33 protein-coding genes are annotated in these 25,606 nt (G+C 65.2%); 20 read left to right on the top strand and 13 right to left on the bottom strand.

What is annotated here, in order from left to right; all coding sequences use genetic code 11:
* Positions 1 to 4: 4 nt before the first annotated feature.
* Together BHU06_RS06795 and BHU06_RS06800 are read left to right on the top strand one after the other, a co-directional pair.
* Positions 5 to 988, top strand: a complete 984-nt coding sequence (locus tag BHU06_RS06795) for an alpha/beta hydrolase (protein WP_083293018.1) — start codon at positions 5 to 7, stop codon at positions 986 to 988.
* A 1-nt stretch (position 989) separates the two neighbouring features.
* Positions 990 to 1,859 carry a YbgC/FadM family acyl-CoA thioesterase gene (locus BHU06_RS06800; RefSeq protein WP_070398406.1) on the top strand — a complete coding sequence of 290 codons (870 nt, stop codon included), beginning with the start codon at positions 990 to 992 and terminating at the stop codon, positions 1,857 to 1,859.
* On the opposite strand, the gene BHU06_RS06805 is transcribed toward BHU06_RS06800, so the two are convergent.
* The gene (locus BHU06_RS06805) at positions 1,846 to 2,667 is read right to left on the bottom strand and encodes an NRDE family protein (protein WP_070398407.1); all 822 of its coding nucleotides are present in this window, start codon (positions 2,665 to 2,667) and stop codon (positions 1,846 to 1,848) included. The genes BHU06_RS06800 and BHU06_RS06805 overlap by 14 nt on opposite strands.
* A gap of 2 nt (positions 2,668 to 2,669) precedes the next feature.
* Positions 2,670 to 3,584 carry a folate-binding protein YgfZ gene (locus BHU06_RS06810; protein ID WP_070398408.1) on the bottom strand — a complete coding sequence of 305 codons (915 nt, stop codon included), beginning with the start codon at positions 3,582 to 3,584 and terminating at the stop codon, positions 2,670 to 2,672.
* 75 nt (positions 3,585 to 3,659) lie between these two features.
* Here BHU06_RS06810 and mltG point away from each other — a divergent pair, with 75 nt between their 5' ends.
* The 8 genes from mltG to BHU06_RS06850 all read left to right on the top strand — a co-directional run bounded on the left by mltG (position 3,660) and on the right by BHU06_RS06850 (position 10,488).
* On the top strand, positions 3,660 to 4,667 hold the full coding sequence (gene mltG, locus BHU06_RS06815) for an endolytic transglycosylase MltG (RefSeq protein WP_175442811.1): 1,008 nt from the start codon (positions 3,660 to 3,662) through the stop codon (positions 4,665 to 4,667).
* Positions 4,667 to 5,308: a dTMP kinase gene (gene tmk, locus BHU06_RS06820; protein WP_070398409.1), complete on the top strand. Its 642-nt coding sequence runs from the start codon at positions 4,667 to 4,669 to the stop codon at positions 5,306 to 5,308. Before mltG ends, tmk begins: the two co-directional genes overlap by 1 nt.
* Entirely contained in the window at positions 5,305 to 6,312 is a 1,008-nt protein-coding gene (locus BHU06_RS06825; RefSeq protein ID WP_070398410.1) for a DNA polymerase III subunit delta', read from the top strand. The genes tmk and BHU06_RS06825 overlap by 4 nt, the downstream gene beginning before the upstream one ends.
* Before the next feature lie 96 nt (positions 6,313 to 6,408).
* Complete coding sequence (locus tag BHU06_RS06830) at positions 6,409 to 6,780, top strand: PilZ domain-containing protein (RefSeq protein WP_070398411.1); 372 nt, start codon at positions 6,409 to 6,411, stop codon at positions 6,778 to 6,780.
* 73 nt (positions 6,781 to 6,853) lie between these two features.
* Positions 6,854 to 7,660, top strand: a complete 807-nt coding sequence (locus BHU06_RS06835) for a TatD family hydrolase (protein ID WP_070398412.1) — start codon at positions 6,854 to 6,856, stop codon at positions 7,658 to 7,660.
* Positions 7,661 to 7,713: 53 nt separating this feature from the next.
* Entirely contained in the window at positions 7,714 to 8,352 is a 639-nt protein-coding gene (locus BHU06_RS06840; RefSeq protein WP_239478135.1) for an ankyrin repeat domain-containing protein, read from the top strand.
* Positions 8,353 to 8,465: 113 nt separating this feature from the next.
* Complete coding sequence (locus BHU06_RS06845; RefSeq protein ID WP_070398414.1) at positions 8,466 to 8,957, top strand: tripartite tricarboxylate transporter TctB family protein; 492 nt, start codon at positions 8,466 to 8,468, stop codon at positions 8,955 to 8,957.
* Positions 8,958 to 8,976: 19 nt separating this feature from the next.
* A complete protein-coding gene (locus tag BHU06_RS06850; protein WP_070398415.1) occupies positions 8,977 to 10,488 on the top strand; it encodes a tripartite tricarboxylate transporter permease in 1,512 nt (503 codons plus the stop codon).
* Positions 10,489 to 10,564: 76 nt separating this feature from the next.
* Here the strand turns inward: BHU06_RS06850 and BHU06_RS22400 are convergent, their stop codons facing one another.
* The gene (locus tag BHU06_RS22400; RefSeq protein ID WP_139146974.1) at positions 10,565 to 11,038 is read right to left on the bottom strand and encodes a hypothetical protein; all 474 of its coding nucleotides are present in this window, start codon (positions 11,036 to 11,038) and stop codon (positions 10,565 to 10,567) included.
* 828 nt (positions 11,039 to 11,866) lie between these two features.
* Between BHU06_RS22400 and BHU06_RS23160 the strand changes: the two genes are divergently transcribed.
* A complete protein-coding gene (locus BHU06_RS23160) occupies positions 11,867 to 12,133 on the top strand; it encodes a helix-turn-helix transcriptional regulator (protein WP_070398417.1) in 267 nt (88 codons plus the stop codon).
* A 208-nt stretch (positions 12,134 to 12,341) separates the two neighbouring features.
* On the opposite strand, the gene BHU06_RS06865 is transcribed toward BHU06_RS23160, so the two are convergent.
* Positions 12,342 to 12,758 (bottom strand): helix-turn-helix domain-containing protein, encoded by a 417-nt coding sequence (locus tag BHU06_RS06865; protein WP_070398418.1) that lies wholly within the window; start codon positions 12,756 to 12,758, stop codon positions 12,342 to 12,344.
* Positions 12,759 to 12,813: 55 nt separating this feature from the next.
* Here BHU06_RS06865 and BHU06_RS22405 point away from each other — a divergent pair, with 55 nt between their 5' ends.
* Positions 12,814 to 13,404, top strand: a complete 591-nt coding sequence (locus BHU06_RS22405; RefSeq protein WP_139146975.1) for a hypothetical protein — start codon at positions 12,814 to 12,816, stop codon at positions 13,402 to 13,404.
* Between the two features lie 104 nt (positions 13,405 to 13,508).
* Complete coding sequence (locus BHU06_RS06870) at positions 13,509 to 13,985, top strand: 3'-5' exoribonuclease (RefSeq protein WP_070398419.1); 477 nt, start codon at positions 13,509 to 13,511, stop codon at positions 13,983 to 13,985.
* Here BHU06_RS06870 and BHU06_RS06875 read toward each other — a convergent pair.
* Entirely contained in the window at positions 13,973 to 14,173 is a 201-nt protein-coding gene (locus BHU06_RS06875; RefSeq protein WP_070398420.1) for a hypothetical protein, read from the bottom strand. The two genes, BHU06_RS06870 and BHU06_RS06875, sit on opposite strands and share 13 nt — an antisense overlap.
* Before the next feature lie 51 nt (positions 14,174 to 14,224).
* A complete protein-coding gene (locus tag BHU06_RS06880) occupies positions 14,225 to 14,614 on the bottom strand; it encodes a hypothetical protein (protein ID WP_070398421.1) in 390 nt (129 codons plus the stop codon).
* 278 nt (positions 14,615 to 14,892) lie between these two features.
* On the opposite strand from BHU06_RS06880, the gene BHU06_RS06885 reads away from it, so the two are divergent.
* The 6 genes from BHU06_RS06885 to BHU06_RS22410 all read left to right on the top strand — a co-directional run bounded on the left by BHU06_RS06885 (position 14,893) and on the right by BHU06_RS22410 (position 18,631).
* Entirely contained in the window at positions 14,893 to 15,678 is a 786-nt protein-coding gene (locus BHU06_RS06885) for an HAD domain-containing protein (protein WP_139146976.1), read from the top strand.
* Complete coding sequence (locus tag BHU06_RS06890) at positions 15,675 to 16,091, top strand: hypothetical protein (RefSeq protein WP_070398423.1); 417 nt, start codon at positions 15,675 to 15,677, stop codon at positions 16,089 to 16,091. Before BHU06_RS06885 ends, BHU06_RS06890 begins: the two co-directional genes overlap by 4 nt.
* Before the next feature lie 327 nt (positions 16,092 to 16,418).
* Positions 16,419 to 17,153 carry a metallophosphoesterase gene (locus tag BHU06_RS06895; protein WP_070398424.1) on the top strand — a complete coding sequence of 245 codons (735 nt, stop codon included), beginning with the start codon at positions 16,419 to 16,421 and terminating at the stop codon, positions 17,151 to 17,153.
* 62 nt (positions 17,154 to 17,215) lie between these two features.
* Positions 17,216 to 18,043, top strand: a complete 828-nt coding sequence (locus BHU06_RS06900) for a metallophosphoesterase (protein WP_070398425.1) — start codon at positions 17,216 to 17,218, stop codon at positions 18,041 to 18,043.
* A gap of 2 nt (positions 18,044 to 18,045) precedes the next feature.
* Entirely contained in the window at positions 18,046 to 18,312 is a 267-nt protein-coding gene (locus tag BHU06_RS06905; RefSeq protein ID WP_070398426.1) for a hypothetical protein, read from the top strand.
* 85 nt (positions 18,313 to 18,397) lie between these two features.
* A complete protein-coding gene (locus BHU06_RS22410) occupies positions 18,398 to 18,631 on the top strand; it encodes a hypothetical protein (protein ID WP_139146977.1) in 234 nt (77 codons plus the stop codon).
* 114 nt (positions 18,632 to 18,745) lie between these two features.
* On the opposite strand, the gene BHU06_RS06910 is transcribed toward BHU06_RS22410, so the two are convergent.
* From BHU06_RS06910 to BHU06_RS06920, 3 genes are all read right to left on the bottom strand, one after another.
* A complete protein-coding gene (locus BHU06_RS06910) occupies positions 18,746 to 19,852 on the bottom strand; it encodes an ImmA/IrrE family metallo-endopeptidase (RefSeq protein WP_070398427.1) in 1,107 nt (368 codons plus the stop codon).
* Positions 19,849 to 20,448, bottom strand: coding sequence for a hypothetical protein (locus BHU06_RS06915; protein WP_070398428.1), 600 nt, complete (start codon positions 20,446 to 20,448; stop codon positions 19,849 to 19,851). Before BHU06_RS06915 ends, BHU06_RS06910 begins: the two co-directional genes overlap by 4 nt.
* 136 nt (positions 20,449 to 20,584) lie before the next feature.
* Positions 20,585 to 21,595, bottom strand: coding sequence for a DNA-binding protein (locus tag BHU06_RS06920; protein WP_175442812.1), 1,011 nt, complete (start codon positions 21,593 to 21,595; stop codon positions 20,585 to 20,587).
* Between the two features lie 129 nt (positions 21,596 to 21,724).
* Here BHU06_RS06920 and BHU06_RS06925 point away from each other — a divergent pair, with 129 nt between their 5' ends.
* Positions 21,725 to 22,792: a site-specific integrase gene (locus BHU06_RS06925; protein ID WP_070398430.1), complete on the top strand. Its 1,068-nt coding sequence runs from the start codon at positions 21,725 to 21,727 to the stop codon at positions 22,790 to 22,792.
* A 57-nt stretch (positions 22,793 to 22,849) separates the two neighbouring features.
* On the opposite strand, the gene BHU06_RS06930 is transcribed toward BHU06_RS06925, so the two are convergent.
* From BHU06_RS06930 to BHU06_RS22785, 4 genes are read right to left on the bottom strand one after another with little or no spacing between them, the layout of a single operon-like run.
* Positions 22,850 to 23,797, bottom strand: a complete 948-nt coding sequence (locus BHU06_RS06930; protein ID WP_070398431.1) for a metal ABC transporter solute-binding protein, Zn/Mn family — start codon at positions 23,795 to 23,797, stop codon at positions 22,850 to 22,852.
* Between the two features lie 6 nt (positions 23,798 to 23,803).
* The gene (locus BHU06_RS06935; RefSeq protein ID WP_139146978.1) at positions 23,804 to 24,676 is read right to left on the bottom strand and encodes a metal ABC transporter permease; all 873 of its coding nucleotides are present in this window, start codon (positions 24,674 to 24,676) and stop codon (positions 23,804 to 23,806) included.
* Positions 24,673 to 25,446, bottom strand: a complete 774-nt coding sequence (gene aztA, locus BHU06_RS06940; protein ID WP_070398432.1) for a zinc ABC transporter ATP-binding protein AztA — start codon at positions 25,444 to 25,446, stop codon at positions 24,673 to 24,675. Before aztA ends, BHU06_RS06935 begins: the two co-directional genes overlap by 4 nt.
* A gap of 3 nt (positions 25,447 to 25,449) precedes the next feature.
* A complete protein-coding gene (locus BHU06_RS22785; protein ID WP_175442813.1) occupies positions 25,450 to 25,605 on the bottom strand; it encodes a hypothetical protein in 156 nt (51 codons plus the stop codon).
* Position 25,606 lies beyond the last annotated feature (1 nt).

Genomic DNA, 25,606 nt, shown 5'->3' on the forward strand with positions numbered 1-25,606 from the left:
TCCCATGTCCCACCCTTCGAATCCGCGCTCGCGCTTGACGCCAGCGATGCGCGGCGTGATCGACCGCATCGCGCGCGCCGGCCATCCGCCGTTCCACGCGCTCACGCCCGAGCAGGCGCGCCAGGCCTATGCCGCCGGGGCCGGCGTGCTCGAGATCTCGCCGCCGGCGATGGCCCGCGTGCAGGACCTGCGCATTCCCACGCGCGACGGCGCCGAGCTGCCCGCGCGGCTGTTCGCCCCAAGTGAGGCGGATGGCCTGCCGGTGCTGCTGTATTTCCATGGCGGCGGGTTCACGATCGGCAGCGTGGCCACGCACGAGCCGTTGTGCCGCGCGCTGGCGCATCAGGCGGACTGCGCGGTGTTGTCGGTGGACTACCGGCTCGCGCCCGAGCACAAGTTCCCCGTCGCAGTGAACGACGCCTGGGACAGCCTGGCGTGGCTGCGCGGCCGGGCGGGTGCCCTGGGGCTGGACGCCGGGCGCATCGCCGTGGGGGGCGACAGCGCGGGCGGCACCCTGGCCATCGTGACCGCGCTGCAGGCGCGCGACGCGGGCTGGCCATTGGCGCTGCAGCTGCTTTTCTATCCGGGCTGCGCGGGCCACCAGGACACGCCCTCGCACCATACCTACGCGCAAGGCTTCATCCTGGACGAGCCGACCATCCGCTATTTCTTTGGCCACTACCTGCGCACCCCGGCCGACCGCGACGATTGGCGCTTCGCCCCGCTGGACGGACGCGACGGGCATGGCGAGCCGAAGGACCTGGACGGCGTGGCCCCCGTGTGGATGGGCCTGGCCGAGTGCGATCCGCTGGTGGACGAGGGCCTGGCCTTCTGCGACCGGCTGCGCCTGGCCGGTGTGGCGGTCGACTTGGACATCTACCCGGGCGTGGTGCACAACTTCGTGCAGTTCGGCCGCGCCATTCCCGAGGCGCGCACCGCCCACCAGCACGCCGCGAGAGCCTTGAGAGGCGCTTTTGGAGACCACTGACATGACCCGACTGAGCCGCGACGACTTCCGCTTTTTCCACCGCCTGCGCGTGCGCTGGGCCGAGGTGGACATGCAGAAGATCGTGTTCAACGCGCACTACCTGATGTACTTCGACACCGCCATCAGCGACTACTGGCGCGCGCTGGCGCTGCCTTACGAAGAGACGATGCACTCGCTCGAGGGCGATCTGTACGTGGTGAAGGCCACGGTGGAGTACCACGCCTCGGCGCGCGCGGACGAGCAGATCGACGTGGCGATGAAATGCGGCCGCGTGGGCACCAGCTCCATGGCCTTCACGGGCGCGATCTTCCGCGGCGACGAACACCTCATCACGGGCGAGATCGTCTACGTTTTCGCCGATCCGGCCACGCAGCGCTCGCGGCCTGTGCCCGATTCGCTGCGGGCGATCCTGCTGGGCCACGAGGCGGGCGAGGACATGGTGGACCTGCGCGTGGGCGCTTGGGCCGAGCTTGGCGAAGGCGCGAGCCAGCTGCGCGCCGAGGTCTTCGTGCGCGAGCAGGGCATACCGCTCGAGTTGGAAATGGACGCGGCCGACGCGGACGCGGTGCACGCCGTGGCGCGCAACCGCCTGGGCCGTGTGGTGGCCACGGGCCGGTTGCTGCGCGGCGAGGCGCCGGGGGTGTCAAAGATCGGCCGAATGGCCGTGCACCGCGTGCTGCGCGGCGGCAACCTGGGCCGGCGCGTGCTCTTCGCGCTGATGGACGCGGCGCGCGCGCGTGGCGACCGCGAGGTGCGGCTGCACGCGCAGCGCAGCGCCGTGGGTTTCTACGCGCGACTGGGCTTCGTGCCGCTGGGCGAGGCGTTCGAGGAAGCCGGCATTCCGCACCAGACCATGGTCAAGGCACTCTGATCCGCTCGCGCCGGTGCGCCCGCTCGCTCAGCGCGGGCGTGGCCGCGGCGCCGTCGTGGGTCCATTCGTCGATGCGCAGCTCGCCGTCGGCGTCCCAGCGCAGCACGGTGGAGCAACGCGTGCCATAGGCGTGGTCCGGCCAATGGACGAAGGGGCTGGACAGCACGCGCTCCACCGCGTCGGGCACGCCGGTGCGCGGCAGTTCGGCGTCGGACGCGAGCGTGGTGTCGATGAGCGCACCGCCCAGCGGCGCGGGCGTTTCGTCGCTGGCGTTCAGGGCCTCGCCCAGGGCCTGGGCGAGCCGGCGCGCCTTGGGCCAGGGCGTGTTCAGCGTGGCGTTGGACAAGGTGTGCACGCCGGGGCCGATGGCCCGCCAGTGGCGCTCGGGCGCTTGCTCGGCGTGGGGCGCATCGGGGTGGCGATTGCCGATCCAGGCCCATTCGCCGCGCCGCAGATCGCCCACCACGAGGTTGAAGCCGGCGTAGGCGGCGGGGTCCAGGGTGTCGACGAAGCCGGTGCTGTCGGCATCGCTCTGCAGCCAGCGCGCCACCAGTTCGCCGCGGCTGCGGCCGCGCCGCTCGGCGCCGGGCTGGCGCACGTTGGTCAGCCAGGCGATGCGCCCCGCCGGGCTCAGACCGAGCCAGGTGCCACCCTCGCGCAGGTCGCGGCCGCCGATGACGGGGGTGCCGTCGTCCAGGGCCCAGCGGTGCAGCGCGGCCGTGGGCCGGGCCCAGTACTCGTCGCGGTTGGCCGCCACCAGCAGGGGCACGCCGGGCGCGGCGTTGATCGCGAAGGCGATCAGGCACATGCCTAGATGTCTTCCAGCAGGGGGTAGGGCAGGGGCAGCAGCTGCAGGGTGGCCTCGCCCGCCCGCAGAGCCGCGCCGTCGGCCGAGCCGGTCTGCATGGACACGATGGCGTCCCAGCCGCCTTGCGGGTTCGGCGCGGCCTGCACCACGGTGCCGGTGGGCTGCTCGGCGTCGCTGGCGTGGAAGACTTCCTGGCCGGACTGGAGCGGCGCGTCGGCCTGCACCAGGTAGGCGCGGCGCTTGAGCGTGCCCCGGAACTGGCTGCGCGCCACGACCTCCTGGCCCGGGTAGCAGCCCTTCTTGAAGTTCACGCCGCCGACGGATTCGTAGTTGAGCATTTGCGGCACGAAGGCCTCGACCACGGGCTGGCCGAGGGTGGCCACGCCGCTCATCACCTCCAGCCAGTCCCATTGGGCCTCGCTGAGCGCCGCGCCGGCTGGCGCCGTCCCGGCAGGCCCCACCCACAGGGCGCGCGGCGTGCCGGCGCCGGGGTACAGGCGGACCATGCTGGTGTCGCCGTCGGCCAGGTGGGTCCAGGGGGCGGCGCCCAGGCCAGCGGGCACGGCCTCGCCGGCCAGGCCGTGCAGCGCGAACCCGTCGCTGGCGTCGCGCAGCTTTACCTTGGCGCGCAGCACGAACATCTGCAAGCGCTTGAGCGTGGGTGGCAGCAGGTCGCGGCGGCAGACCAGCAGGATGCGGTCGTGCGCGCGCTTGAAGGCAATGAAGCTGGCCAGCATGCGGCCCTTGGCGGTGCACAGGGCCGCCAGGCGGGCCTCGCTGACGCCGAGCAGGGCGAAGTCCTGCGTGAGCTGGCTGTGGAGGAAGGCGGCGGCTTCGTCGCCCTCGGCGGCGATGACGCCGAGCGAACCGAGCGGGGCCACGCCGTTCAGGGGGAGGAGGGGGGAGGGCTGGGACATGCGCGCTGAATTATCATGGCCCGTCTGTCGCGCCGTCGCCGCCCGGCGCGTTCTCCCTGTCTTCAGCACGCCTTCATGCGCCTGTTCAAGTATTTGGTGGTTTACCCCCTGTTGCTCCTGGGCCTGGCCACCATGGCGGCCCACTGGTGGGTCCACCATCCCCTGAGCCTGCCGGCCACGGTCAGCGACAGCGCGCCGCTCGAGTTCGAGATTCCGGCGGGCAGTTCCGCTCGCGCGGCGGCCAACCGCATCGAGGCCGCTGGCGTGAACGCGCCGGCCGAGTTGCTGTACGCCTGGTTCCGCCTCTCGGGCGAGTCGCGCGACATCAAGGCCGGCGTCTACGAGATCGCTCCCGGCACCACGCCGCGCAGCCTGCTGGGCAAGCTGGTGCGCGGCGAGCAGGCCATGACCCAAGCGCTGATCGTCGAGGGCTGGACCTCCAGCCAGGCCATCGACACGCTGCGCCGCTCGCCCGATCTGCGCCAGGACCTGGAAGGCCTGAACCTGGCCCAGGTGATGGAGCGCATCGGCCGGCCCGGCGTGCACCCCGAGGGTCGCTTCTTCCCCGACACCTACCGCGTCGCCAAGCACACGCCGGTGTCCGCCGTGCTGCGCCAGGCCGCGCGCGCCATGGACGAGCGATTGGCCCAGGCCTGGGCCCAGCGCGACCCGAACGGGCCGCTGCAATCGCCCGAGCAGGCGCTGATCCTGGCCAGCATCATCGAGAAGGAGACCGGCCTGCCGGCCGACCGGGACCGCATCGCCGGCGTGTTCAGCAACCGGCTGCGCATCGGCATGCGCCTGCAGACCGATCCGAGCGTGATCTACGGCCTGGGCAATGCCTTCAACGGCAACCTGCGCCGCCAGCACCTGGACACCGACTCGCCCTACAACACCTATACGCGCGCCGGCCTGCCGCCCACGCCCATCGCGCTGCCGGGACAGGCCTCGCTGATGGCTGCCGTGCGACCCGCGCGCACCAACGCCATGTACTTCGTCTCGCGCGGCGACGGCTCCAGCCAGTTCAGCGCCACGCTGGACGAGCACAACGCCGCTGTGCGGCGCTTCATCCTGCGCCGCTGATGTCCAACGCCACCACCGGTCTTTTCATCAGCTTCGAGGGCATCGACGGTGCGGGCAAGTCCACGCACATCGACATGCTCGCCAAAGCCTTCGACGCCGCCGGCCGGCGCGTGGTGCTCACGCGCGAGCCCGGTGGCACACCGCTGGCCGAGAAGCTGCGCGCCCTGGTGCTCAACGACACCATGGACCCGCTGAGCGAGTCGCTGCTGATGTTCGCCGCGCGGCGCGACCACCTGCAGCAGGTCATCGAGCCCGCCCTGGCGCGCGGCGAGGTCGTGCTGTGCGACCGGTTCACCGACGCCACCTTCGCCTACCAGGGCCATGGCCGCGGTTTCGACCTGGCCGTGCTGGGCCAGCTGGAACGCTGGGTGCAGGCGCGCGAGCAGGGCGGCCTGCGCCAGCCCGACCTTACCCTGTGGTTCGACCTGCCGGCCGCCGTGGCGGCCGAGCGCCTGGCCGGTGCCCGCGTGCCCGACCGCTTCGAGTCCCAGCCCCAGGCCTTCTTCGAGCGCGTCAGCGCGGGTTACGCCGCCCGCGCCCAGGCCGAGCCCGCGCGCTTCGTGCGCATCGACGCCAACCAACCGCGCGAGCGCGTGGCGGCGATCGTGCGCGAGGCCTTCCAGCGGCGCGGCTGGCTATGAGCGATACCGCCCTGGCCCCCTGGCTGCAACGCCAGCTTCACGCCCTGCTGGGCTGGCGCGCCCACGCGGTGCTGCTGTCCGGCCCGTCCGGCCTGGGCCAGTACGAACTGGGCCTGGCCCTGGCCCGCGCGTGGTTGTGCGAGCGACCCCAGCCGCACGGCGCCTGTGGGCAGTGTCCGAGCTGCCACGCCATCGAGGTGCGCACGCACGCCGACCTGTGCGCGCTGCTGCCCGAAACCCTGAGCCTGGAGCTGGGCTGGCCGCTGGACGAGTCCACCCAGCGCGAACTCGACGACAAGAAGCGCAAGCCCAGCAAGGCCATTCGCGTGGAGGCCGCGCGCCAGGCCGTGGCCTTCACCCAGACCACCAGCGCGCGCGGCGGCACCCAGGTGGTGCTGGTCTACCCGGCCGAACGGCTGAACGTCGAGGCCGCCAACACCCTGCTCAAGACCCTGGAAGAGCCCAGTCCCAGCGTGCGCTTCGTGCTCGCCACCGAGGCCGCGCACCTGCTGCTGCCCACCATCCGCAGCCGCTGCCAGACGCACACCCTGCAGTGGCCCGACGAGACCGAGGCCTTGCCCTGGCTGCAGGTCAGTGGCGAGATGACGCCGGCGGCGGCCCAGGCCTGGTGGCGCGCGTCCGGTGGCCGGCCCGACGAGGCCCTGGCGCTGTCTCAGCGTGGGTTCACGCCCGAGCAATGGGCCGGCCTGCCGCAGGCCCTGGCGCGCGGCGACTGGAAGGTGCTGGGCGAGCAGGCGCCCGCGGCCCAGCTCGACGTACTGCAAAAGCTCTGCCACGACCTCATGGCGCGCGCGGCCGGCGCGGCGCCGCGCTTCTTTCCGGCCGAGCAACTGCCGCCGCCGCCGCCCTGGCGCGTGCTGGCGCGCTGGGCCGACGAACTCGCGCAGGCGGCCCGCAGCGTGGAGCACCCCTACCAGGCCGGCTTGCTGCAAGAGGCCTGGGCCGCGCGGGCGCGTCAGGCCCTGGCGACCGCTCGTCGCTGAGCGGCGACCGGCCACGACGCCGCGCTGAAAACTGCACGACCGCCGCGCTCTGTTATCGACCTTTCGACCTGGTCCTTGCCCGTACACTCGACCGCCATGAGCACCAACCCAGCCACCGCCGGCGCCGCGGCGCGGCCCAGCGTGATCCAGCTCTCGATCAAGGAGAAGGCCGCGCTGTACGCCGCCTACATCCCCTTGTTCGCCGACGGCGGTATCTTCATTCCTTCTTCGCGCGAGTACCGGTTGGGCGACGACGTCTACGTCCTGCTGAGCCTGCCCGACGACCCGCAGCGCTACCCAGTGGCCGGCAAGGTGGCCTGGGTCACGCCGGCCAAGGCCCAGGGCGGGCGCACCCAGGGCGTGGGCATCCGCTTCCCGGCGGATGAAAAGTCAAAGCAGCTCAAGCTCAAGATCGAGGAAGTGCTGGGCGCCAACGTGAACTCCGATCGCCAGACGCAGACGCTCTGAGCCGGGCCCGCTCCCCCTGCGCCTCACCGCCACCGGCCGTGAGGCCTTGTGCTTTTTGGGGGATCATTGGCGGATGTTCACCGACTCGCATTGCCACCTGAATTTCCCTGAGCTGCGCGAGCAGCTCCCCGCCATCCTGGACGCCATGGCGGCCGCCCGGGTCGGTCGCGCCCTGTGCATCTGCACCACGATGGAAGAATTCGACGAGGTCCATGCCCTGGCGCGCGACCACGCCCACCTCTGGGCCACGGTGGGCGTCCACCCCGACAACGAGGACGTGCGCGAACCCTCCCTGCAAGACCTGCTCGACGGCGCGGCGCGGCCCAAGGTGGTGGGCATTGGCGAAACCGGCCTGGACTACTACCGCCTGGGCGAACGGACCCTGGCCGACATGGCCTGGCAGCGCGAGCGCTTCCGCGTGCACATCCGCGCTGCGCGCCAGACCGGGCTGCCGCTGGTGATCCACACCCGCAGCGCGTCGGACGACACCCTGGACATCCTGCGCGAGGAGGGCGGTTTTGGCCCTGGCGACGGGCGCGCCCCGGCCCGGGGCGTGTTCCACTGCTTCACGGAAACCGCCGAGGTCGCTCGAGCCGCGCTGGACCTGGATTTCTACATCTCCTTCTCGGGCATCCTGACCTTCCGCAACGCCGCCGACCTGCGCGAGACCGCGCGCCTGGTGCCGCTGGAGCGCCTGCTGATCGAAACCGACAGCCCCTACCTGGCCCCCGTGCCGCACCGCGGCAAGGTGAACACGCCGGCCCTGGTGCCGCACGTGGCGGCGCAGGTGGCGGAGCTGAAAGGCCTGTCCGTGGAGGCCGTGGCCGAGGCCACCGGCCGCAATTTCGAGCGCCTGTTCGACCGTGTGACGGCGACCTGAGTCCAAGAAGTTACTTGAGAAAAATGAAAAAGCGCATTGTTTTAAAAGGATTAATGTCCTTTCTCGTTCTCAGTCCCGCTGTCTGGGCGAGTTCGTACGACGACTTCTTCACCGCCATCAAGCGCAACGACCCGGACACCCTGGCCAACCTCGCCGCGCGCGGCTTCGACCTCAACACCCTGGACCCCAGCGGCCAGCACCCGCTGTACCTGGCGCTGCGGGACGAGTCCGACCGTGCCGCGACGTACCTGCTCAGCCGGCCCGAGCTGAAGGTGGAGGTCCGCAACGCCAAGGACGAGTCGCCGCTGATGATGGCCGCGCTCAAAGGCAAGCTGGACCTGGCGCGCCGGCTCATCGAGCGCCAGGCCGAGGTGAACAAGCCCGGTTGGGCGCCCTTGCACTACGCCGCCACCCACCCCAGCGAGCGCGCCGTGCCCATGGTGCACCTGCTGCTGGAACACCACGCCTACATCGACGCCCAGTCGCCCAATGGCAGCACGCCGCTGATGATGGCCGCGCTCTACGGCCACCCGCAGGTGGTGCGCTTGTTGCTGGAGTCGGGCGCCGATCCCCTGTTGAAGAACGAGCAGGGCCTGAGCGCCATCGACTTCGCCCGTCGGGCGGGGCGGGGCGACACCGCCGAGGCCATCGCCGCGGCCATCCGCGCCAAGCAGCCGACCGGTCGCTGGTAAAACCGTCGGCCAGTCAGGCTGACGTCAGCCATAGGTGTATCCCACATGCCTATGGGGCGGCCATGCGCAGACAATGCGCAAGCTTTTTTTTGCATCCCGAGGAGACAGACGTCGTGAAACCAACGAGCCAGAAGGACTTCGTGTCCGGCCTCATGTTCACCGCCGTGGGCATTGCCTTCGCGGTGGGCGCCACCAACTTCGATATCGGCAGCGCCGCCCGCATGGGGCCGGGCTACTTCCCCCTGTTGCTGGGCATCGTGCTGGCCCTGCTGGGGCTGGTGGTGACCCTGCAATCGTTCGGCCGGCCCAAGGGCGGCGACGACGGCTCGATCGGCGCCATCGCCTGGCGCCCGCTGGTTTTCATCCTGCTGGCCAACCTGGTCTTCGGCGTGCTGCTGGTGGGCCTGCCCTCGATCGGCCTGCCGCCCTTCGGCCTGATCGTGGCGATCTACGCGCTGGTCATCGTCTCGGGTTACGCGCGACCCAACCACAAGGTCAAGGAATCGATCGTGCTGGCCACCGTGCTCGCGGTGGGCAGCTACGGCGCTTTCGTCTACGCCCTCAATCTGCAGTTCCCGGTTCTGCCGTGGTTCCTGGGCCACTGATCACGGAGACAACAACACCATGGAACTGTTCGAACACCTCTCACTGGGCTTCAGCGTCGCCTTCACCGGGCAGAACCTGCTGTACGCCTTCGTCGGCTGCCTGCTGGGTACCCTGATCGGCGTGCTGCCGGGCCTGGGCCCCGTGGCCACCATAGCCATGCTGCTGCCCGTCACCTACGGCCTGGAGCCGGTGTCGGCGCTGATCATGCTGGCCGGCATCTACTACGGCGCGCAGTACGGCGGCTCCACCACCGCCATCCTGGTCAACCTGCCGGGCGAATCGTCCTCGGTGGTGACCGTGCTCGACGGCTACCAGATGGCGCGCAAGGGCAGGGCGGGTCCCGCCCTGGCGGCGGCCGGCATCGGCTCGTTCTTCGCGGGCTGCGTGGGCACCCTGGTGCTGGCCGGCTTCGCGCCGCCGCTCACCGAAATCGCCCTGAGCTTCGGCCCGGCCGAGTACTTCTCGCTCATGGTGCTGGGCCTGATCGGCGCGGTGGTGCTGGCCTCGGGCTCGCTGGTCAAGGCGCTGGCCATGATCGTGTTGGGCCTGCTTATCGGCCTGATCGGCACCGACATCAACTCGGGCGTGGCACGCTTCTCCTTCGACGTGCCCGAACTCACCGACGGTGTGAGCTTCGTGGTGATCGCCATGGGTATCTTCGGTTACGGCGAGATCATCTCCAACCTGTCGCAGGACGAGTCCGAGCGCGAGGTCTTCGTCGGCAAGGTCAAGGGCATCATGCCCACGGCCGAGGACTTCAAGCGCATGTTCCCGGCCATGGTCCGTGGCACGGCCTTGGGCTCGGCGCTGGGCATCCTGCCGGGCGGCGGCGCGCTGCTGTCGTCCTTCGCGGCCTACACCATCGAGAAGAAGACCAAGCTCAAGCCCGGTGAAGTGCCGTTCGGCCAGGGCAACATCCGCGGCGTGGCCGCGCCGGAATCGGCCAACAACGCCGGTTCGCAGACCTCGTTCATTCCGCTGCTCACGCTGGGCATTCCACCCAACGCCGTGATGGCGCTGATGGTGGGTGCCATGACCATCCACAACATCCAGCCGGGCCCGCAGGTGATGACCAGCAACCCGGATCTGTTCTGGGGCCTGATCGCCTCGATGTGGATCGGCAACGCCATGCTGATCATCCTTAACCTGCCCCTCATCGGCATGTGGATCAAGCTGCTGACCGTGCCTTACCGCTGGCTGTACCCGGCCATCGTGCTGTTTTGCGCCGTGGGCGTGTACTCGACCAACAACAACAGCTTCGACATCTGGATGGTCGCGCTGTTTGGCCTGATCGGCTACATCTTCATCAAGCTGGGTTGCGAGGCCGCGCCGCTGCTGCTGGGCCTGATCCTGGGCCCGATGATGGAGGAGTACCTGCGCCGCGCGCTGCTGATTTCCCGCGGCGACTGGGGCGTGTTCGTCACCCGACCCATCTCCGCCTCGCTGCTGGTTGCCGCCTTGCTGCTGCTGGTGATCGTGCTGCTGCCGGCGGTGAAGAAGAAGAGGGAAGAGGCCTTCGTGGAGGAGTGATCCTCTCCTGCCCAGAAAAAGCCCAGTCCTCGGACTGGGCTTTTTTCATGGTGATGGGGGAGGGGCGCTCGCTCAATCAACTCCTTGCGCCACGCCCTTGCCTGGCATTCGCGATATGCGTCTCGAGATGGTGAATGACCGGGTTTTCATCGCTCTTGAGCAGGGACGAAAGCCCTGCCACCACGGTCAGATCCAGGCTTTGGGCAAAAGGCGAGTATTGCAATGATCCGCAAAGACTGTTCAGCTCGGACAGCTTTTTCTCGAGCGTCTCTGGCTGATGCCGGAAGTGAAAACTCAATCCATCCTCGACGATGGTCCGAATGATGAATAGCTTGGCCTCATAGATGCGCCGTCCGGCGCTTGCTTCGGGCGGCAGCTGATAGACATGGTCTCGCGCCATTTCGCACACGCGATCGATGAAGTCCTTGTCGGCATTGCGCTGCGGCAGTTCCATTTGATCGACGGCAGCCGCCACGGCCGCATGCGCTTGCATGGCCTCCACCTGATAGCCGCGCAGAGGAGCGTGGCCCCGCAGTTGAATGTGGTCCACCGTGCCGCTGCCGTATTCGTTACCCAGCCCTGGCGCGGGTGAACCGTTGGGCGTTCTGTGATGAAGTCATGAGCGCGGTTCCATCTTTAGATTCCACGATGTATATTATGTTAATAAAAGGATGCGCAAGCCGAATTGGCCAAGGCCTGGCGCCGAGACAAGCAAAGTTGTAACGCTCAAGACCAGTAAAGTTGTTAACGGTCGACTGAAGCTTTCACGATACTCCGCTGCAGGAGTCATTGCTAAGCAATTGACAAGTGGCACCAGAGGTCGCCGGCACCCGCCTCCCTCATTGGCAGACCAGCCTCTACTTCCGAGCCGACAGTCCAACGGCCTGGATCTCACTACTTGCAAGCGCCGGCAGTGCCCGTTCTCAGTTACCCTGCGCAGGCGTGCTGGCAGACCCAACTTAACTTCCGAGCGGACGGGCCCGGAACGTCCTGGACACCGCAGTTTTCAAGCTCGCGGCAGTTCCCAGCGTCAGTTAACCCAGTCGCCGGCGGCCGTTGACCAGCTTTAACCCCTCCTGGGCCTGTCCAAATCGAATTGACCTGTGTGAGGCACAGGATGAAAGCCCGGGGGCGCTCGAAGCCTCACGTCGAGGCGGAACGCCGACAAGCCTCGAACCCGCAAGCATCCGTCCGGCCTAGCTCCGTAGCGCGGCGGCGTCGATATGCCTGATCAGCAGACCGAACAGCTGGCCCTCTTTTAGGCTTGCCAGCCATAACGGCATCGTTGTCAGCTCCAAACCGCAATGTGCGTTATGGCGTTTTCCCATAATTCAACTTCCCTCTGATCCTGCGCGGCCGCGTAAGCAACCGCAGCAGAATGAGAAGCCCGCTTTATAGTGAGAAGTATCAGCTGTTCCTCGAGGAACTCAACACCCTTAGGACGGGTGCGGGGCTAAGTCAATCGGAGCTGGCGGCGCGGATGCAGATTGGTCAAGACGTCGTCAGTCGCTGCGAGGCCGGGCGTCGGCGCGTTGATGTCTTCGAGTTGGCGCTCTGGACCCATGCCTGTGGCACCACGCTAGAGGCCTTCGTCAAGAAGCTTGATGAGCGCATCCAACGCCATCAACTGCCCAGCCTGCTATAGCCGGGCGCTGGTCAGCAGGTCGGCAAACGCCTGCAACTGAACCAATTCGCCAGCGTCGCAGAGGCGCAGGAAGTCCGTCGAGGGATAAAGCCCGAGCAGTTCCGCAGCTTCCCCGCGCGCCATTTGTCCTGCAGGCCGGCGTCGCGGGAAAGCGCCTCCAGCGCGTCACGGCCTCAGATCAGATTTCTTCGCCTTTCGCCGGGAGTGGTCATCTGCCGGTTCTGGCGGGTTGCTGCATCACGCCGGTCATCTTTCGCTGAGTGGGTCGAGTTGATTCGCTGAGTGGGTCGAGTTGAAATAGCTGGCTGATCCGTGACGGTGCCGGCCTCTCTGCCCGCTTGCCCGCCTTGCCGGGCTTCGCCCGCAGTCGCAGAGCGTCAAGCCGGCGAAGGTCGACGTCAAGTTCCTTCAGGAAGCGCAAGAAATCGTAGTCTAGCGCCTCCAGCCAGTCGCGCAGGCCGATGATGTCCAGGCGGGTCTGGCCACATTCGACGTAGCTGACCGCGCCCTGGCTGCGGCCCAGCAAGAGCGCAAGGTCTGCCTGGCGCAGGCCGCGGGATTCCCGAAGCTTGCGCAGCTTGTCCAAAAAAATCTTGTTGTGGCGGCTATGCAGGGTTTTGGCCATGGATTTCTCTCAGTCTCCACCGTAGCCCAGCCGGCTCCGTATCAAAAATCTGGATATGGCCGCATGCCGCGAACAATTGCCACAGGTCAAAAATTCGGTCGCTGAACACCCCGCTGTTCGCGGCAGCAGCCCGATGTTTCTTTCGCTCCCTCAGTACGAGTTTCAGGTCCCGCAGGGGCTCGCAGAACCAGGCAGCAAGCATTGGCGGGTCGTCGAGATACCGCTGCACGCGCCGTGGTTCCTTTTGACGGTCTCGTACCCAGATCCTGAAGGTGCCAGTCTCGGCATGAGTTACACCTTGTGCATCGCCCGGGAGTTGGACTTGGCCGAAGCGCTGCAGTCGATAGAGGCCAACCGTGTGCGCAACCTCGTCGCGATGATGCCGGCCTGGTCATCGCCGACGGGTCAGTGGTCCTCAAGGACGGTCACGGAGGTTTGGCTGGATACCGACGCGACCGGAAAGTTCGTGTCGTTCATCGACGCCAGTGGGGAGAGGTTCGACGGGTGGGTTCGCGGAAATCCGCCAACAGCCGGAGCCGAGTCAGAGTTGTTGCTACGACTACCGCCTGTCAAGACCGGGCCGCTGCGGCGACGGTCACTGGGGACCGGTCGAGGTCAGCAACGCGCCGCGCGGGCGACTGAATGAGCGCGGAATACTACTTCGAGATTTGGCTGGAGCATAGGCGCATCGAAGAGGTGCACATGCAGAACCATGGCCGATTCTGAGATCCCGCCCGCTTCCTGGTAGCAATGATCCTTTTCTTCGACACCGAATTCACGGATTTCCTCGACATCGAGCTCATCTCGATCGGGCTTGTAAGTGAGGATGGCCACCATACCTTCTACGCCGAGCGCAGCGACTATCGCGCTGTAGCCTGCAGCGAGTTCGTTCGACAGGCCGTCGTACCACTTCTCGGCAAGTGGCCGGATCGGATTTTTACGAGGGAAGCACTTTCGCGCGAACTCTACTCTTGGCTCGCTAGTCTGCACGGCAGGATCCTTTTGGCCTGCGACTCGGCACATGATCGGGATTTGCTCCTGGACTCGTTAGAAGGTGAGCTGCCCAAAAACGTCCTGGCCAAGCCTCTCTCGCTAGCAAATTACCACGCTGATCCGGTCTTCAGTGCGGCTGAAAGCAAATACTTTCAGGACAACGGTGTCACTCGGCACCATGCCCTGCACGACGCGCTGGGACTGAGGGCTGGCTGGTTGGGTCAGCGCGGCTGACCGACGGGAGCGGAGGTCTTGCGCTTCACCATGTACACCGTCACACGCCCCTCAAGCAGGCGCTGGATTGCCGTCACCCGTTCGCGGTCCAGAGACAGGCCTCGGGCGATGCGAGGGGCCATGATGACATTCAGCGTCAGGTGCATGCTGGCTCTGAGTTCTTCGGGATTGAGACGATCGACGCTCATACTCGTCTTTCTTGGCTGTGGTGGGCTACGGAGCGGGCTTTGAAGAGTGAACTAAGTCCTCATAGCCATCCACGTGGTGGTCTTCGCGTGAGCTGCGAACTCCTTCTTCGTCGCGCCAGCCTTGCTCTTTCGGATCCAGGTCTCTCCGGACGGCAGGTGATACGTCACGCCCACTTCAGGAGGATTGCCCGCACTGTCGAGGTCATAGCGCTCCTTGGGCAGTGTGCCGGGCGGGCGGCCAACCAGTTCCGCCAGCGTCGCCTCCGCCTCGAAAGACTTCATCATCTTGATCAAGTGGACGACGGCGTCTTTCTTGGTCTTTCCCATGTGGGCGAGCTTGTCTGAGAGGAAGTTCATCGTGGACTCGAACTCCTTGGTTGACTGCTCCTCTGCCTGCTTCATCAGCTGCTCCGCGTATTCACGGAGTTCAGTCGCGCTCATGCGGGATGTATCTCGTTCAGTGTTTGTCACCAAGGACGCTCCTGCGAAGGTATTGAATGCGGGTGTATGGGGCTGACGTGCCGGCAGCGATGCGTAAGGCGAAGCCCACGGCTGGGTCAGATGCAGATTTCTGCAAGGAATGAATGAGTCTATTCCACCAGACCGGGCCAACTTCCACACCGACTTTCCCAAAAACGGTCACTTAGCTGCGTCCCATAAATGGCCACCATTGTGTTTGTAGGCTCAATTCGATAGCCTGTGTCGCTCTGAACGGATCAATGACTGAATTGAACGTGGGCAAGACATCGGCCCTTTCTAGTTCACCACGGGGCGACGTCACGCTGTTCCTGGACATCGATGGCGTGCTGCATCGTCGCGCCCCAGGTGCCGAGAAGTTCACGGCCTTACCACAGCTACAACAATCGATGCGCCGCCACTCTCGACTGGAGGTGGTCATCTCGAGTTCCTGGCGTGAGGTCTTCGATTTCGAGGACCTCGTCGAGCTCTTCGATGAAGATTTGCGCACTCGGATCGTCGACAGCACACCGGTTCTAGAGCAGGACACTGAGTTCGTCCGCCAGCGCGAGTGCGAACATTGGATGCGCACTCACCGCTCGCCATATCAAGAGTGGGTTGCCCTCGAAGACGAGAAGGCGTTGTTCGAGCCTGGTTGCCCCCAGCTGCTATTTGTCGACGGGAGCAAGGGGCTGCAGCTTGAGGACTGTATGCGTCTGGATGAGCGCATCTCAGAGGCCTTGGCGCGTATCACCGAACTCAAACTGGCGCGCGAACACGCGGCACAGGCGGCGGAACATCTGCACTTGAGCTGTGTCGTTACGGCCAGTGGTGATGAGCTGCTGGCTGAAGTCACGTGCGGAGGCAAGCGAGAGACCTTGCGCCACACCGATGCGGCCGAGCTTGGCCTGGCGCTTCTAGCGCGCGGCATGAAACCTGAGAACGTGAGTTCTCCAGACTGGAAAGAGGGATTCCATGGCATGAGCGCGGGGCAATGCGACGCCCTCTTCTTGGCCATGCGCACGGGGCGCAAGCAGAGGACAGAATGAACCACGAACACAACCAACAGCTGATCGAGCGCTATCCGAAGATCTTCGAGCACCGAGAGCGACTCTGGTGCAGAGACGGCTGGTTCGATCTGATCGACGCGCTGTGCTCAAAGCTTCAGGAGATCTCCGATCGCACCGGCTCTCAGGTCGTGGCTCGCCAGGTAAAGGAGAAGTTCGGGGGCCTGCGCTTCTATGTGAGCAAGGGGACGACGGAGCATGCCGATGCCATCGCAGAAGCCGAGCAGGCATCACACCACATTTGCGAGGTGTGCGGGCAGCCAGGGGTGGTCAAGGTCTCTGCAGGGTACGTTCAATGCAGATGCCCTGCCCATATGCCAGAAGGGGCCCGCAGCTTGGAGGAGCAGATGGAGGCTGTCCGTGCCCTGCGAAAGGCTCGAGATGAGAAGACCTAAATCAATCACACCCACAGAGCGCCTCCTATGGTTCCGCGCCCGCGCCGAGCAGCAGCTTGTGGAAGTGGCAAGGTTGAATCGGCATAAAGAGGTCGCTTCACGGCTCCTGGCCGCGGACGAAGTGGCCCACAGATCGCTCCTCGGGAGTGCACGCGCCCGGGTACGCACGTGGCGTGATACCGAGGTCTGCTCGCTCGACTACATCGAGCGCTGGGAGGCGCTACTTGAGCTCCCGATCGAGCGGTTGGCTGCCGAAATGGTCGGCGATTGCAATGAGTGGGGCCGGGCGCTCGCACAATGCTCACCGTTTGCCGGAAAGCCGTTTCAATGATTCTGTTCTGCGGCGACCCCCACGGCCGTTTCGAGCACATCCTGGAGGCTATCGAGCAAACCCAGGCCGTGGCGGTGGTCTTGCTCGGTGATCTGGAGGCACCGGCACCGCTGAGTGAACTGATGGCGCCTTTCGGTGAAATCACCTGGCTCATCCACGGCAACCATGACACGGACTGCGAGACCAGCTTCAGTCACTTGTGGGATGACGAGCTGGCGGCCCGTAATCTCGACGGTCGAGTGGTGACCTTGCCCAATGGTGTGCGGATCGCCGGACTCGGAGGAGTTTTCCGCGAGGCGGTCTGGCACCCAGACCCAGGATCAAAGCTCAAGGGTCAGCCGGCTTTCCGCAGTGCCCATGAGCACGCCGCGCGCACTCCCCGTCAGGATCGATGCAGGGGAATGCAGCACCGCAAGCACTGGAGCTCGATCTACCCCACCGTGGTGGACCGCTTGGTGGACCTGCAAGCCGATGTGCTTGTGACGCATGAGGCGCCCGGATACCACCCCTACGGATTCCCGATCCTCGATACCCTGGCCCAATCCATGGGCGTGCGCTTGGTGGTGCACGGTCACCAGCATGATCGGCTGGACAGTTCAGCTAGCTGGGAGGGCCAGGGGTTCAAGAGCCACGGCGTCGGACTGCGAGGGATCAGCGGCCTGAACAACGCCGGCGAGATGGTGGTCGTCCGGCCAGGTGAACTGGACGAACGAAGGGTCGGACGGTCATGAACGCCCACGCACCATGTGCTCTCTGACAGCCTAGTTCACGCCAGCAGTTGTACGTATCCACCATGCGCGCCCTCGTTCTCTCAGACCTTCATCTGGAGTTTTGTGGCTTCGATCTCATGCACAACGGCCGTCCGATCGACGACGGTGCCGACGTGGTCATCCTGGCAGGGGACATCGCCGCGGGGAACGACGGCATCGGCTGGGCCCGCAGGGCGTTCCCAAGAAAAGAAATCGTCTACGTGGTGGGCAACCACGAGTTCTATGGGGCGGTGTACGAGCTGCGACTGGAGGATCTGCGCGCCGCAGCGAAGAGCGAAGGCGTGCATTTCCTGGAGCGCGACCGGGCGACGATCTCGGGCATCACCTTTCTCGGCGCAACCCTGTGGACCGACTTCAATCTGTTCGACGAACTGGAGTTTTCGATGGAGGCGGCGTACTACGGTCTGAACGACTTCGGTGCCATCAAGACCCACCTGCCCCGTGGCGAAGAAGAGGCGTACCAGATTGGCGTATACCCGGGTCAGTCACCCTCTCGCTCGCGCAAATTCTTGCCGATCGATTCCGCGAAGATCCATGCGACGACTGTCGACTGGTTGAGCGACGAGCTGGCCGCTGCAGATTCAGCGAGAACGATTGTGGTGACCCACCACGCACCGCACAGAAAGTCGGTCCATCCGAAGTACCAGGCCGATGGGCTGACGCCTGCCTTCGCTTCAGATCTCGAACACTTGTTGGGCCGCAGCCGGTACTGGATCCATGGCCATATGCACGACAGCCAGCGCTACGTCGTCAACGGAACCGAGGTCGTTCTAAATCCGCGCGGGTACCCCATGTTCAGCGGTGGCTTTGAGAACAAGAACTTCCATCCAACGCTGCAGATCGAGATCTGATCATGGCCAAGCTACCTGACCCGCTGCCGACTGCCAACGTCGCCGGATTCGTGGCAGAACTTGCACGCGAGCATGGCGTGGTCATTGTGCGAACGAAACTCGATCAATTTGCAGAGAAACTGACTGAGCTCTCAGACGATGACGTCAGGCTCGACGCCATTGAGCTCGCCCTGGTCAAGCTGAAAGAGCGCGGAATCATCACCACACAGGAGATGGGCATGCTCATTCTGAACCACATTCGCGAGCAGCGTCGTTCTGGGTTGTCGTGACGTCCGCTAGGCCGACTACTTGCATATGCCACCACCAAAATCCACCTCTGATCTCACGGCTGGATTTCCCGACCAGATTCCACCCATGTATCAGGCGATGCACCGTGCCGCGATCTCAATGTACCAATCGCGCGGTGTGAATCTGGTGCTTTATCAGGACTTTCTGCGTACGAGGCAAGAGGTCTTCGGTGGAAGTACCGGAACCGAGTTCCTGCTCGGGCGTGCAGCCAACCCTGCGCTGCGAAATCTCGACCAAGAAGAACTGGCCGCGCTATTCTTGGAGCTTGCTGAAGAGGACCTGCACAGAGCGACATCGTAAGACGCCAAGCGCGATTCATTGCCCTCAGGCGGAAGTCGGCAGCGGGGTCGAATTTTCGCGACTTACGCCCGCCCCGCTGGTAGGAGACTTTACGCAGTCTCCCTTGACTGACCGTCAGGACGCAAGCCTGGTTGCGTGATGCAGACTAATGACGTTGCTTTTCAGCGTAGGGTGAGGAGTTTTTAGCAACTCCTGTAGCAACCTGGGCTGCACACGCATTTCGCGCGCGACAGTGGCCTGCGGAATCCCAAAGTGTTCCTCCATGACCTTGAGGCTTTCCGCGACGACTTCGGGTGCCTCATGAGCAACAAGGTGGTCTTCGCACTCCTTCAGGGCCTCCCCGTGACGATTCAGGCCAACGTACCCGGAGCGAGCTTGATCATCGGTAAACACACCTAGTTGGCGGGCGCGAAAAATGATCGCGGCCTTGGAGACGCCCCAACGCAGTTTCAGCTCTGATAGGCCATTCCAGTTCAATCTCGAGCCGCGCAGGGCGAGGCCACATTCGGAAGCAAATGCTGCACGCGGCATCAGTAGCGCGCTAGCAAACCGGTTGGCCTGGGCCTCGGTGAGCTTGTCTCCTGTCAACACACCGAGGTGGATCGAGAAGTGCCCCAGCTCGTGCGCAATGCCGAAACGCTCCCGGCAGGCAGATCTGCCATCGTCGTTGAGCGCGATCAAGGGTCTCTTGGTCGCAAAGGAGATGGCGTCTATCTCGTGAGCCAGGCCGTGCACGCGCATGACCACCGCGCCCGCGTTCTCGGCGATGCGTGTGACGTTGCTCAAAGGGCCGAACCCCAGCCCGAACTGTGCGCGAAACGCTTCAGCGGCCTTCTCAATGGCCTCGTTGGTCTCCGCATCCGTAGCGCTCACCTGGTATCGCGGTAGCTCGACATGCTCGTCAAGCACCCCCACCAGGCGCTTGAGCACCTCACCGCGGGCCCTGGCCACTTGGCGTTGGGCGACCTTGGTCGTCAGCTGACGGCGAAAGTGGCACTGTTCGTCGGCGATCGGGTTGGTGTCGACTTCGCGGAAGAACTCCGGCAGCACGTGAAGCGCATCGGCCAGCACTGTCTCCAGCTGGACGGAGACGGTCTCCGCGCCCGTCTCGAGGCGGCTCAGGTACTGCTTGGACACACCGACCTGCTCGCCCAGGTCCGTGAGTGACAGATCGTGAAAGAGGCGAATGAGTCGAAGGTTGCTGCCAATGAACGCGCTCATCGCATGGCTTCTGCTGCTGCATCGCCCTCATCGCGGCGCTTGGGTCCAATCTGAGGCTTAGCCACCGGCACGCTCGGCGCGAGCGACGGATTCCCCTCCACCCTAAGCACGCGCACGGTATCCGATACCCAACGGCAGGCCACGGAGTCACTCGGCGAGAAACCAAGGAACTCAACGCGAGGGGCATCGGCCTCGCTTACACCACGATCGACGACAAAGCAGAATCGACCAGGCTCGCCCTGCTCGACGAACTCCAGGAAATCCGTTTGATAGCGATTCGCGGTGGTCACAGCCTCCTTGGTGGGGTTCGAAGGATCATCATTGCTGAAGCGGCACGGCACACCGCCGATCTTGAACACGAGGTCGTTCTTGCTGCTCGACAGTTCCAGCCAGTTGTGCCTGCCCGACAACACCTCCTTGATGAGGCGCTTGCGCTGGCGGCCAAACGTGGTGCACCCACGGGTATAGCGACTGTCCGTGAAACGAGACAAGTCGTCCTCGGTGGCGTAGAGCTCTTCAAGCAGCCAACGAGCTACCGTTTGCAGGCGTTCGGAGGTCAGGACGGGATAAAAGGTCGCAGGCAGCGGCAGGTCCATTTGTGCAAATCCGGAAAAACGTCAACGCGATTTTTGTGCATCTCTGGATTTTCGTCAACCATGACAGTGGATCGTTTTGCCGCTGTCCTCACAAGCGTGGGCGGCCCAGCCTGAGCGTCTGAGGAGGCTGCCTGGGCTACACCGAGCGCCCAACCGAACCCGCCTTCGGTTTGCTCGACAAGGACTTTGCTGTCTTTTTGCGTGGCACGGATTCCCGCGAGTGGGTGGCGTCAATCAGCGAACTTAGTCGCTCCACTGAAGCGCGCAACCCGGCCACCTCGGCAGAAGCGCCCGAGGCCTGGGCGAGTTTGGCCTCCGCCTGGGCCAGGCGCTGGTGTAGGGCGTCTTCGCGGTCCCGTGCGACGGCCAACTGGCGCTGAGTCTGTTGCTGCACCTGCTCCTGGGCGCTGACCATGGCTTCGCGCGCTGTAGCGACCGTTTTCTGCAGAGCCTCGACCTGCCGCTCCGCCTTGGCGCGGGCGCTGCGCTCACGATCGAGCTCCATGGCCACTCGCCGATCGGCCGCATCGGCGCGCTCCACGCCGGCAGCGACCTGCTGCTTGAGCTCGGCCAGCGCCTCGCCCGCCTGGCGGCGCTCCTCGAGCAGGCGCTCCTTCTCAGCCGCCAGGGCGGCGCGCACCTCCTGCAGGCGGGCGCCTTCGGCCGCAAGCGACTCCTGGGCCCGGCGAAGCAGTTGCGCCTGTGCGTCCAGTTCGCCTTGCAGGCGGTTGGCCTTGGCACTCGCCTCGAAGGCGGCGGCACCGGCGATCTCTGCGCGCTCCTTTTCGGCCTCCACATTGGCCACGGCATCCGCCAGGCCTTGGCGCAATCGCTCGTCGAAATCCCCTCTTGTCTGGGCCAGGGCCGTTTCCCAGAAGTGCCTGGCGGCTTGCTGCACGGGGTCGGGCACGCCGGCGGGGGTGGCGAAAGCGCCAGGATCTTGGATACGCCGCCCCAGGTGCTTGAACCACTGCTCCAGCAACGGCCCCACGGTGTTGGGTGAGCCACTGCCCAGGTGCTGGCGCACCCGCTCGATCGTGGGCTTTTCTCCGGCGAGCAGCACAGCGTCGGCCGCAGCCCAGACGTCTTCTCGCTGCACGCCGCGGCGCCGGCGGATCTCGTCTTCTGTGACGCTCGAACTTTTCATTTGCATCGCCCTGCTCCGGTGGTTAAATTACCCGCGATAAGAGATTGTTATCGTGACTTATCGGCTCGAATCGTATGATTTCATACGTATTATGTTCTTAATATCTCATTCATAGCTGACGAACACAACATGGCGCTGCCCGTTCTGCTCAAGACCCCTGCCCTGGCACCGCACGAGCTCAGCGCCGTCACCGAGCAAGCGGTTGCCGACCTGCTGCGCGAAGGCGAATCGGCCAACACACAGCGCAGCTACCAGAGCGCGCTGCGGTACTGGGCCGCCTGGTACGCGATGCGCTACGGCAAGCCGATCGCGCTGCCGCTGCCCGCCGCCTGCGTGCTGCAGTTCATCGTCGACCACGCCCAACGCACGAGCCCCAAGGGCCTGGTGCATGAGCTGCCGTTCGAAATCGATCAGGCGCTCGTGGACAGCGGCTTCAAAGGAAAAATCGGATCGCTGGCCAACAACACGCTCGTGCATCGGGTCGCTGTGCTATCCAAGGCCCACCAGGTCAAGGAACTGAAGAACCCGTGCCGCGACCCCAGGGTGCGCGAGCTGCTCTCGCGCACGCGCAAGGCCTACGCCAAGCGAGGCGAGCTGCCGAAGAAGAAGGACGCGCTCACCAAGGATCCACTGAAATTGCTGCTGGCGACCTGCGACGATTCGCTGCGGGGAAAACGCGATCGCGCCCTCCTCCTCTTCGCCTGGGCCAGCGGCGGACGGCGGCGTTCAGAAGTCGCCGCTGCAGACATGAAGTTCTTGACGAAAACTGGGCCGGGGGAGTTTTCTTATGAGCTCGCGCATTCGAAGACCAATCAGAGCGGCGCCGAGCGGCCCGAAAACCACAAGCCGGTACTCGGAGCTGCTGGCGTGGCGCTGCAGGACTGGCTTTCAGCTAGCCGGATTCGTGAAGGCGCCCTCTTTCGCCGTGTACTCAAGGGCGGGAAGCTCGGCGCTGCGCTGTCAGCTGCAGCAGTGCGTGACGTGGTCAACGAGCGCTGCCGACAGGCTGGAATTGAAGGCAACTACTCCGCGCATTCGTTGCGTTCGGGCTTCGTGACCGAGGCCGTTCATCAGCAGGTTCCGCTGCCCGAGACCATGGCCATGACGGGGCACAGGAGTGTCGCGAGCGTGATCGTCTACTCTCGCCGAAGCCTACAAGACCAAAGCCGCGCGGCCACCCTCGCGCGCGACCTCTAACGGCCATTTGTCAGCGAGCACAGTGCCCGCTGCAAAAAGGAGTGCATTGCACTCGGTTCAGCGAGCAGCGCCTTGTATGGCTGCCACCAAGGCCCGCGTGTTCTGGCGCATCAGCGCCACATAGTCCGGCGCAGGCCCATCAGGCTGGGTCAGGGAGTCCGAGAACAGGGCGCCGGCCGGTTTCACGCCGGTTTCGCGCCCGATCTGTTCAATCAAGCGCGGGTTGGAGATGTTCTCCACGAACAAGGCCCGAATCTGCTCGGCCTTGATCTGGCGCGTCAGCCTTGCCACGCCCTGCGCCGTGGCCTCGGCGCTGGTACTGGTCCCTTGCGCAGCCAGAAACCGGACCTTGTACGCCTGCGCGTAGTAGGCAAACGCATCGTGGGACGTGAGGACCTTGCGCTGTGCGCTGGGTACGACGTCCCAGGCGGCCCGAACTTCGGCATCGAGCTGGTCCAGTTGCGACTGATATGCCTGCTCGTTGCGCCTGTACTCCGGGCACGCGGCCGCATCCACGGCGCACAGTCCGTCTGCGATGTTCTTCACATAGCGCTTGACGTTGCCCACGTCTTGCCAGGCATGCGGGTCCACCGCTGCTGTGGCATGGCCATGGCCGTGGGCGTCAGAGGAGGCTGCCTTCAGCGGTTCGATTCCTAGGCTGGCGACGACGTGACGCCCCTTGAAATTCGCCGCTTTTACCAATCGCTGCACCCAGCTTTCATAGCCCAGGCCATTGGAGAACAGCACCTGCGCCTGTCCCACGTCGCGCGCCTGTCTTGGGCTGGGTTGGAACACGTGGCTGTCGCCACCAACCCCCACCAGCACCGTGAGGTCCACCCGCTCCCCGCCCACCTGGCGCACCAGATCACCCAGGATGCTGAACGTGGCGACCGCCTTCACTTCCCCTGCGGCATGTGCCTGAGGCATTCCCACCCAGGTCAAAGCCCCCAGCAGCAGGGCTGTGAACGCGGCGTGTTTTGAGGGAAAAGGGCGCTTGGTGGTCATGACCGATCAACCTTGCAGATGAACGCGGGAGCGAAACTGGACCAGGCCTTGACGGCCAAAAGCCAGCGAGAACAGGTAGATGACGCCCAGGCACAGCACAATGGTCGGGCCGCTGGGCCAATCCGCATGGAAAGACAGCAGCAGGCCCGAAGCGCCACCCAGCAGTGCCAACACGGAGGCCAGGCGCAACATCGGACTGACTTGGCGCACCCAGAAACGCGCGGCCGCGGCCGGCAGCACCAGCAGCCCGACCGCCATCAGCGTGCCCAGGGCATGAAAGCCCGCCACGAGATTGATGACCAAGAGCCCCAGGAAGCCGTAATGGGCCACCGGACTCCAGCGACTGACGAGTCGCAGGAAGGTCGGATCCAGGCATTCCATGATCAGCGGTCGGTACAGCACCGCCAGTCCCATCAGGGTCAGCGTGGCGATCGAGCCCAGGAGCATGAGTGCTTCGTCATTCAAGGACAGCACCGTCCCGAAAAGCACATGCAGCAGGTCGACGCTGTTGCCCCGTGTCGACACGATGAGCACGCCCAGGGCCAATGACAGCAGGTAGAAGGCCGCCAGGCTCGTGTCCTCCTTGAGCACGGTGGAACGCGCCACCAGGCCAGAGACGACGGCAACCGCCACGCCAGCGACGATGCCGCCCACCGTCATGGCCCCGAGGGACAGGCCTGCATAGAGATAGCCGAGCGCGGCACCGGGCAGGATGCCGTGCGCCACGGCGTCACCCATCAGGCTCATTCGCCGCAGCATGAGGAACACCCCCAACGGCGCAGCACTCAAGGACAAGGCCAGGCAGCCGACCAAGGCGCGCCGCATGAAGCCGAATTCCACGAAAGGCCCGACCACTGCTTGCCACACCGCTTCCATCATGCTGGCCGTGCTCCTTCTGCGGCCGCTGTCGCCGACCGCGGGGCCTCGCACAAGGGTGCGTCGTCATCGAAGGCTTCGTGAAGCTGGCGCGCTTGAGCGAGATGGGCCGGCACCAGGACCTCGGAGGGAGCGCCCCAGGCGATGGCTTCGCGAGCCAGCAGCAGTGCCTGGTCGAAATGCCGCCGCACCAGGTCCAAGTCATGCAGCACGGTGATCACGGTGCGCCCTTCCCTCTGCCATGTTTTCAGCACGCCGACGAGCTCGCTGGTGGTGCGTTCGTCGACGGCCGCGAAAGGCTCATCGAGCAGAAGCACCGAGGCGTTCTGCAGCATCAGACGCGCGAACAAGACCCGCTGGAACTGCCCGCCGGACAAAGTGTCCAGGGTCCGGTGTCCGAACTCGTCCAAGCCCACGGCCGCCAGGGCTTCGTTGCAGCGCGCGCGCTGCCCCTTGTCGATGCGGCCCAGGGCCCCGACTTCCCGCCACAACCCCATGGCCACCATGTCGAAGACGCAGATAGGAAACCCCCGGTCGATGGCCGACAACTGCGGCAGGTAAGCCACGCGTTGGTGGCTCAGACCATGGATGCGGCCCTGCAACGGCGGCAGCAGACCAGCCAGACCCTTGAGCAGGGTCGACTTGCCGGCGCCGTTGGGGCCGACGATGGCCACCAGCGAGGCGGGCTCGATGCGCAGGTGCAGGTGGTGGACCGCCGGATGGCGCTCGTACCCGAGCGTCAGGTTCTCCAGGAGCAAAGTTGAGCTTGGCATGGCTCAACCCGCGTTCATCACCCAGAGCAGCGCCGCCCACAACAGCGCGCTGACCAGTCCGGCGGACATCAAGCGGCTCACGCCGGATCTCAGCACCGGGTCGATCCGGTGGCGAAGCGACAGCCCTGAGACAGAGAGGTGCTCGTGGAAGTGGGCCATG

The sequence above is a fragment of the Hydrogenophaga sp. PML113 genome (genome assembly GCF_001777155.1).
In the GTDB taxonomy this organism is placed as follows: Bacteria; Pseudomonadota; Gammaproteobacteria; order Burkholderiales; family Burkholderiaceae_C; genus Hydrogenophaga; species Hydrogenophaga borbori.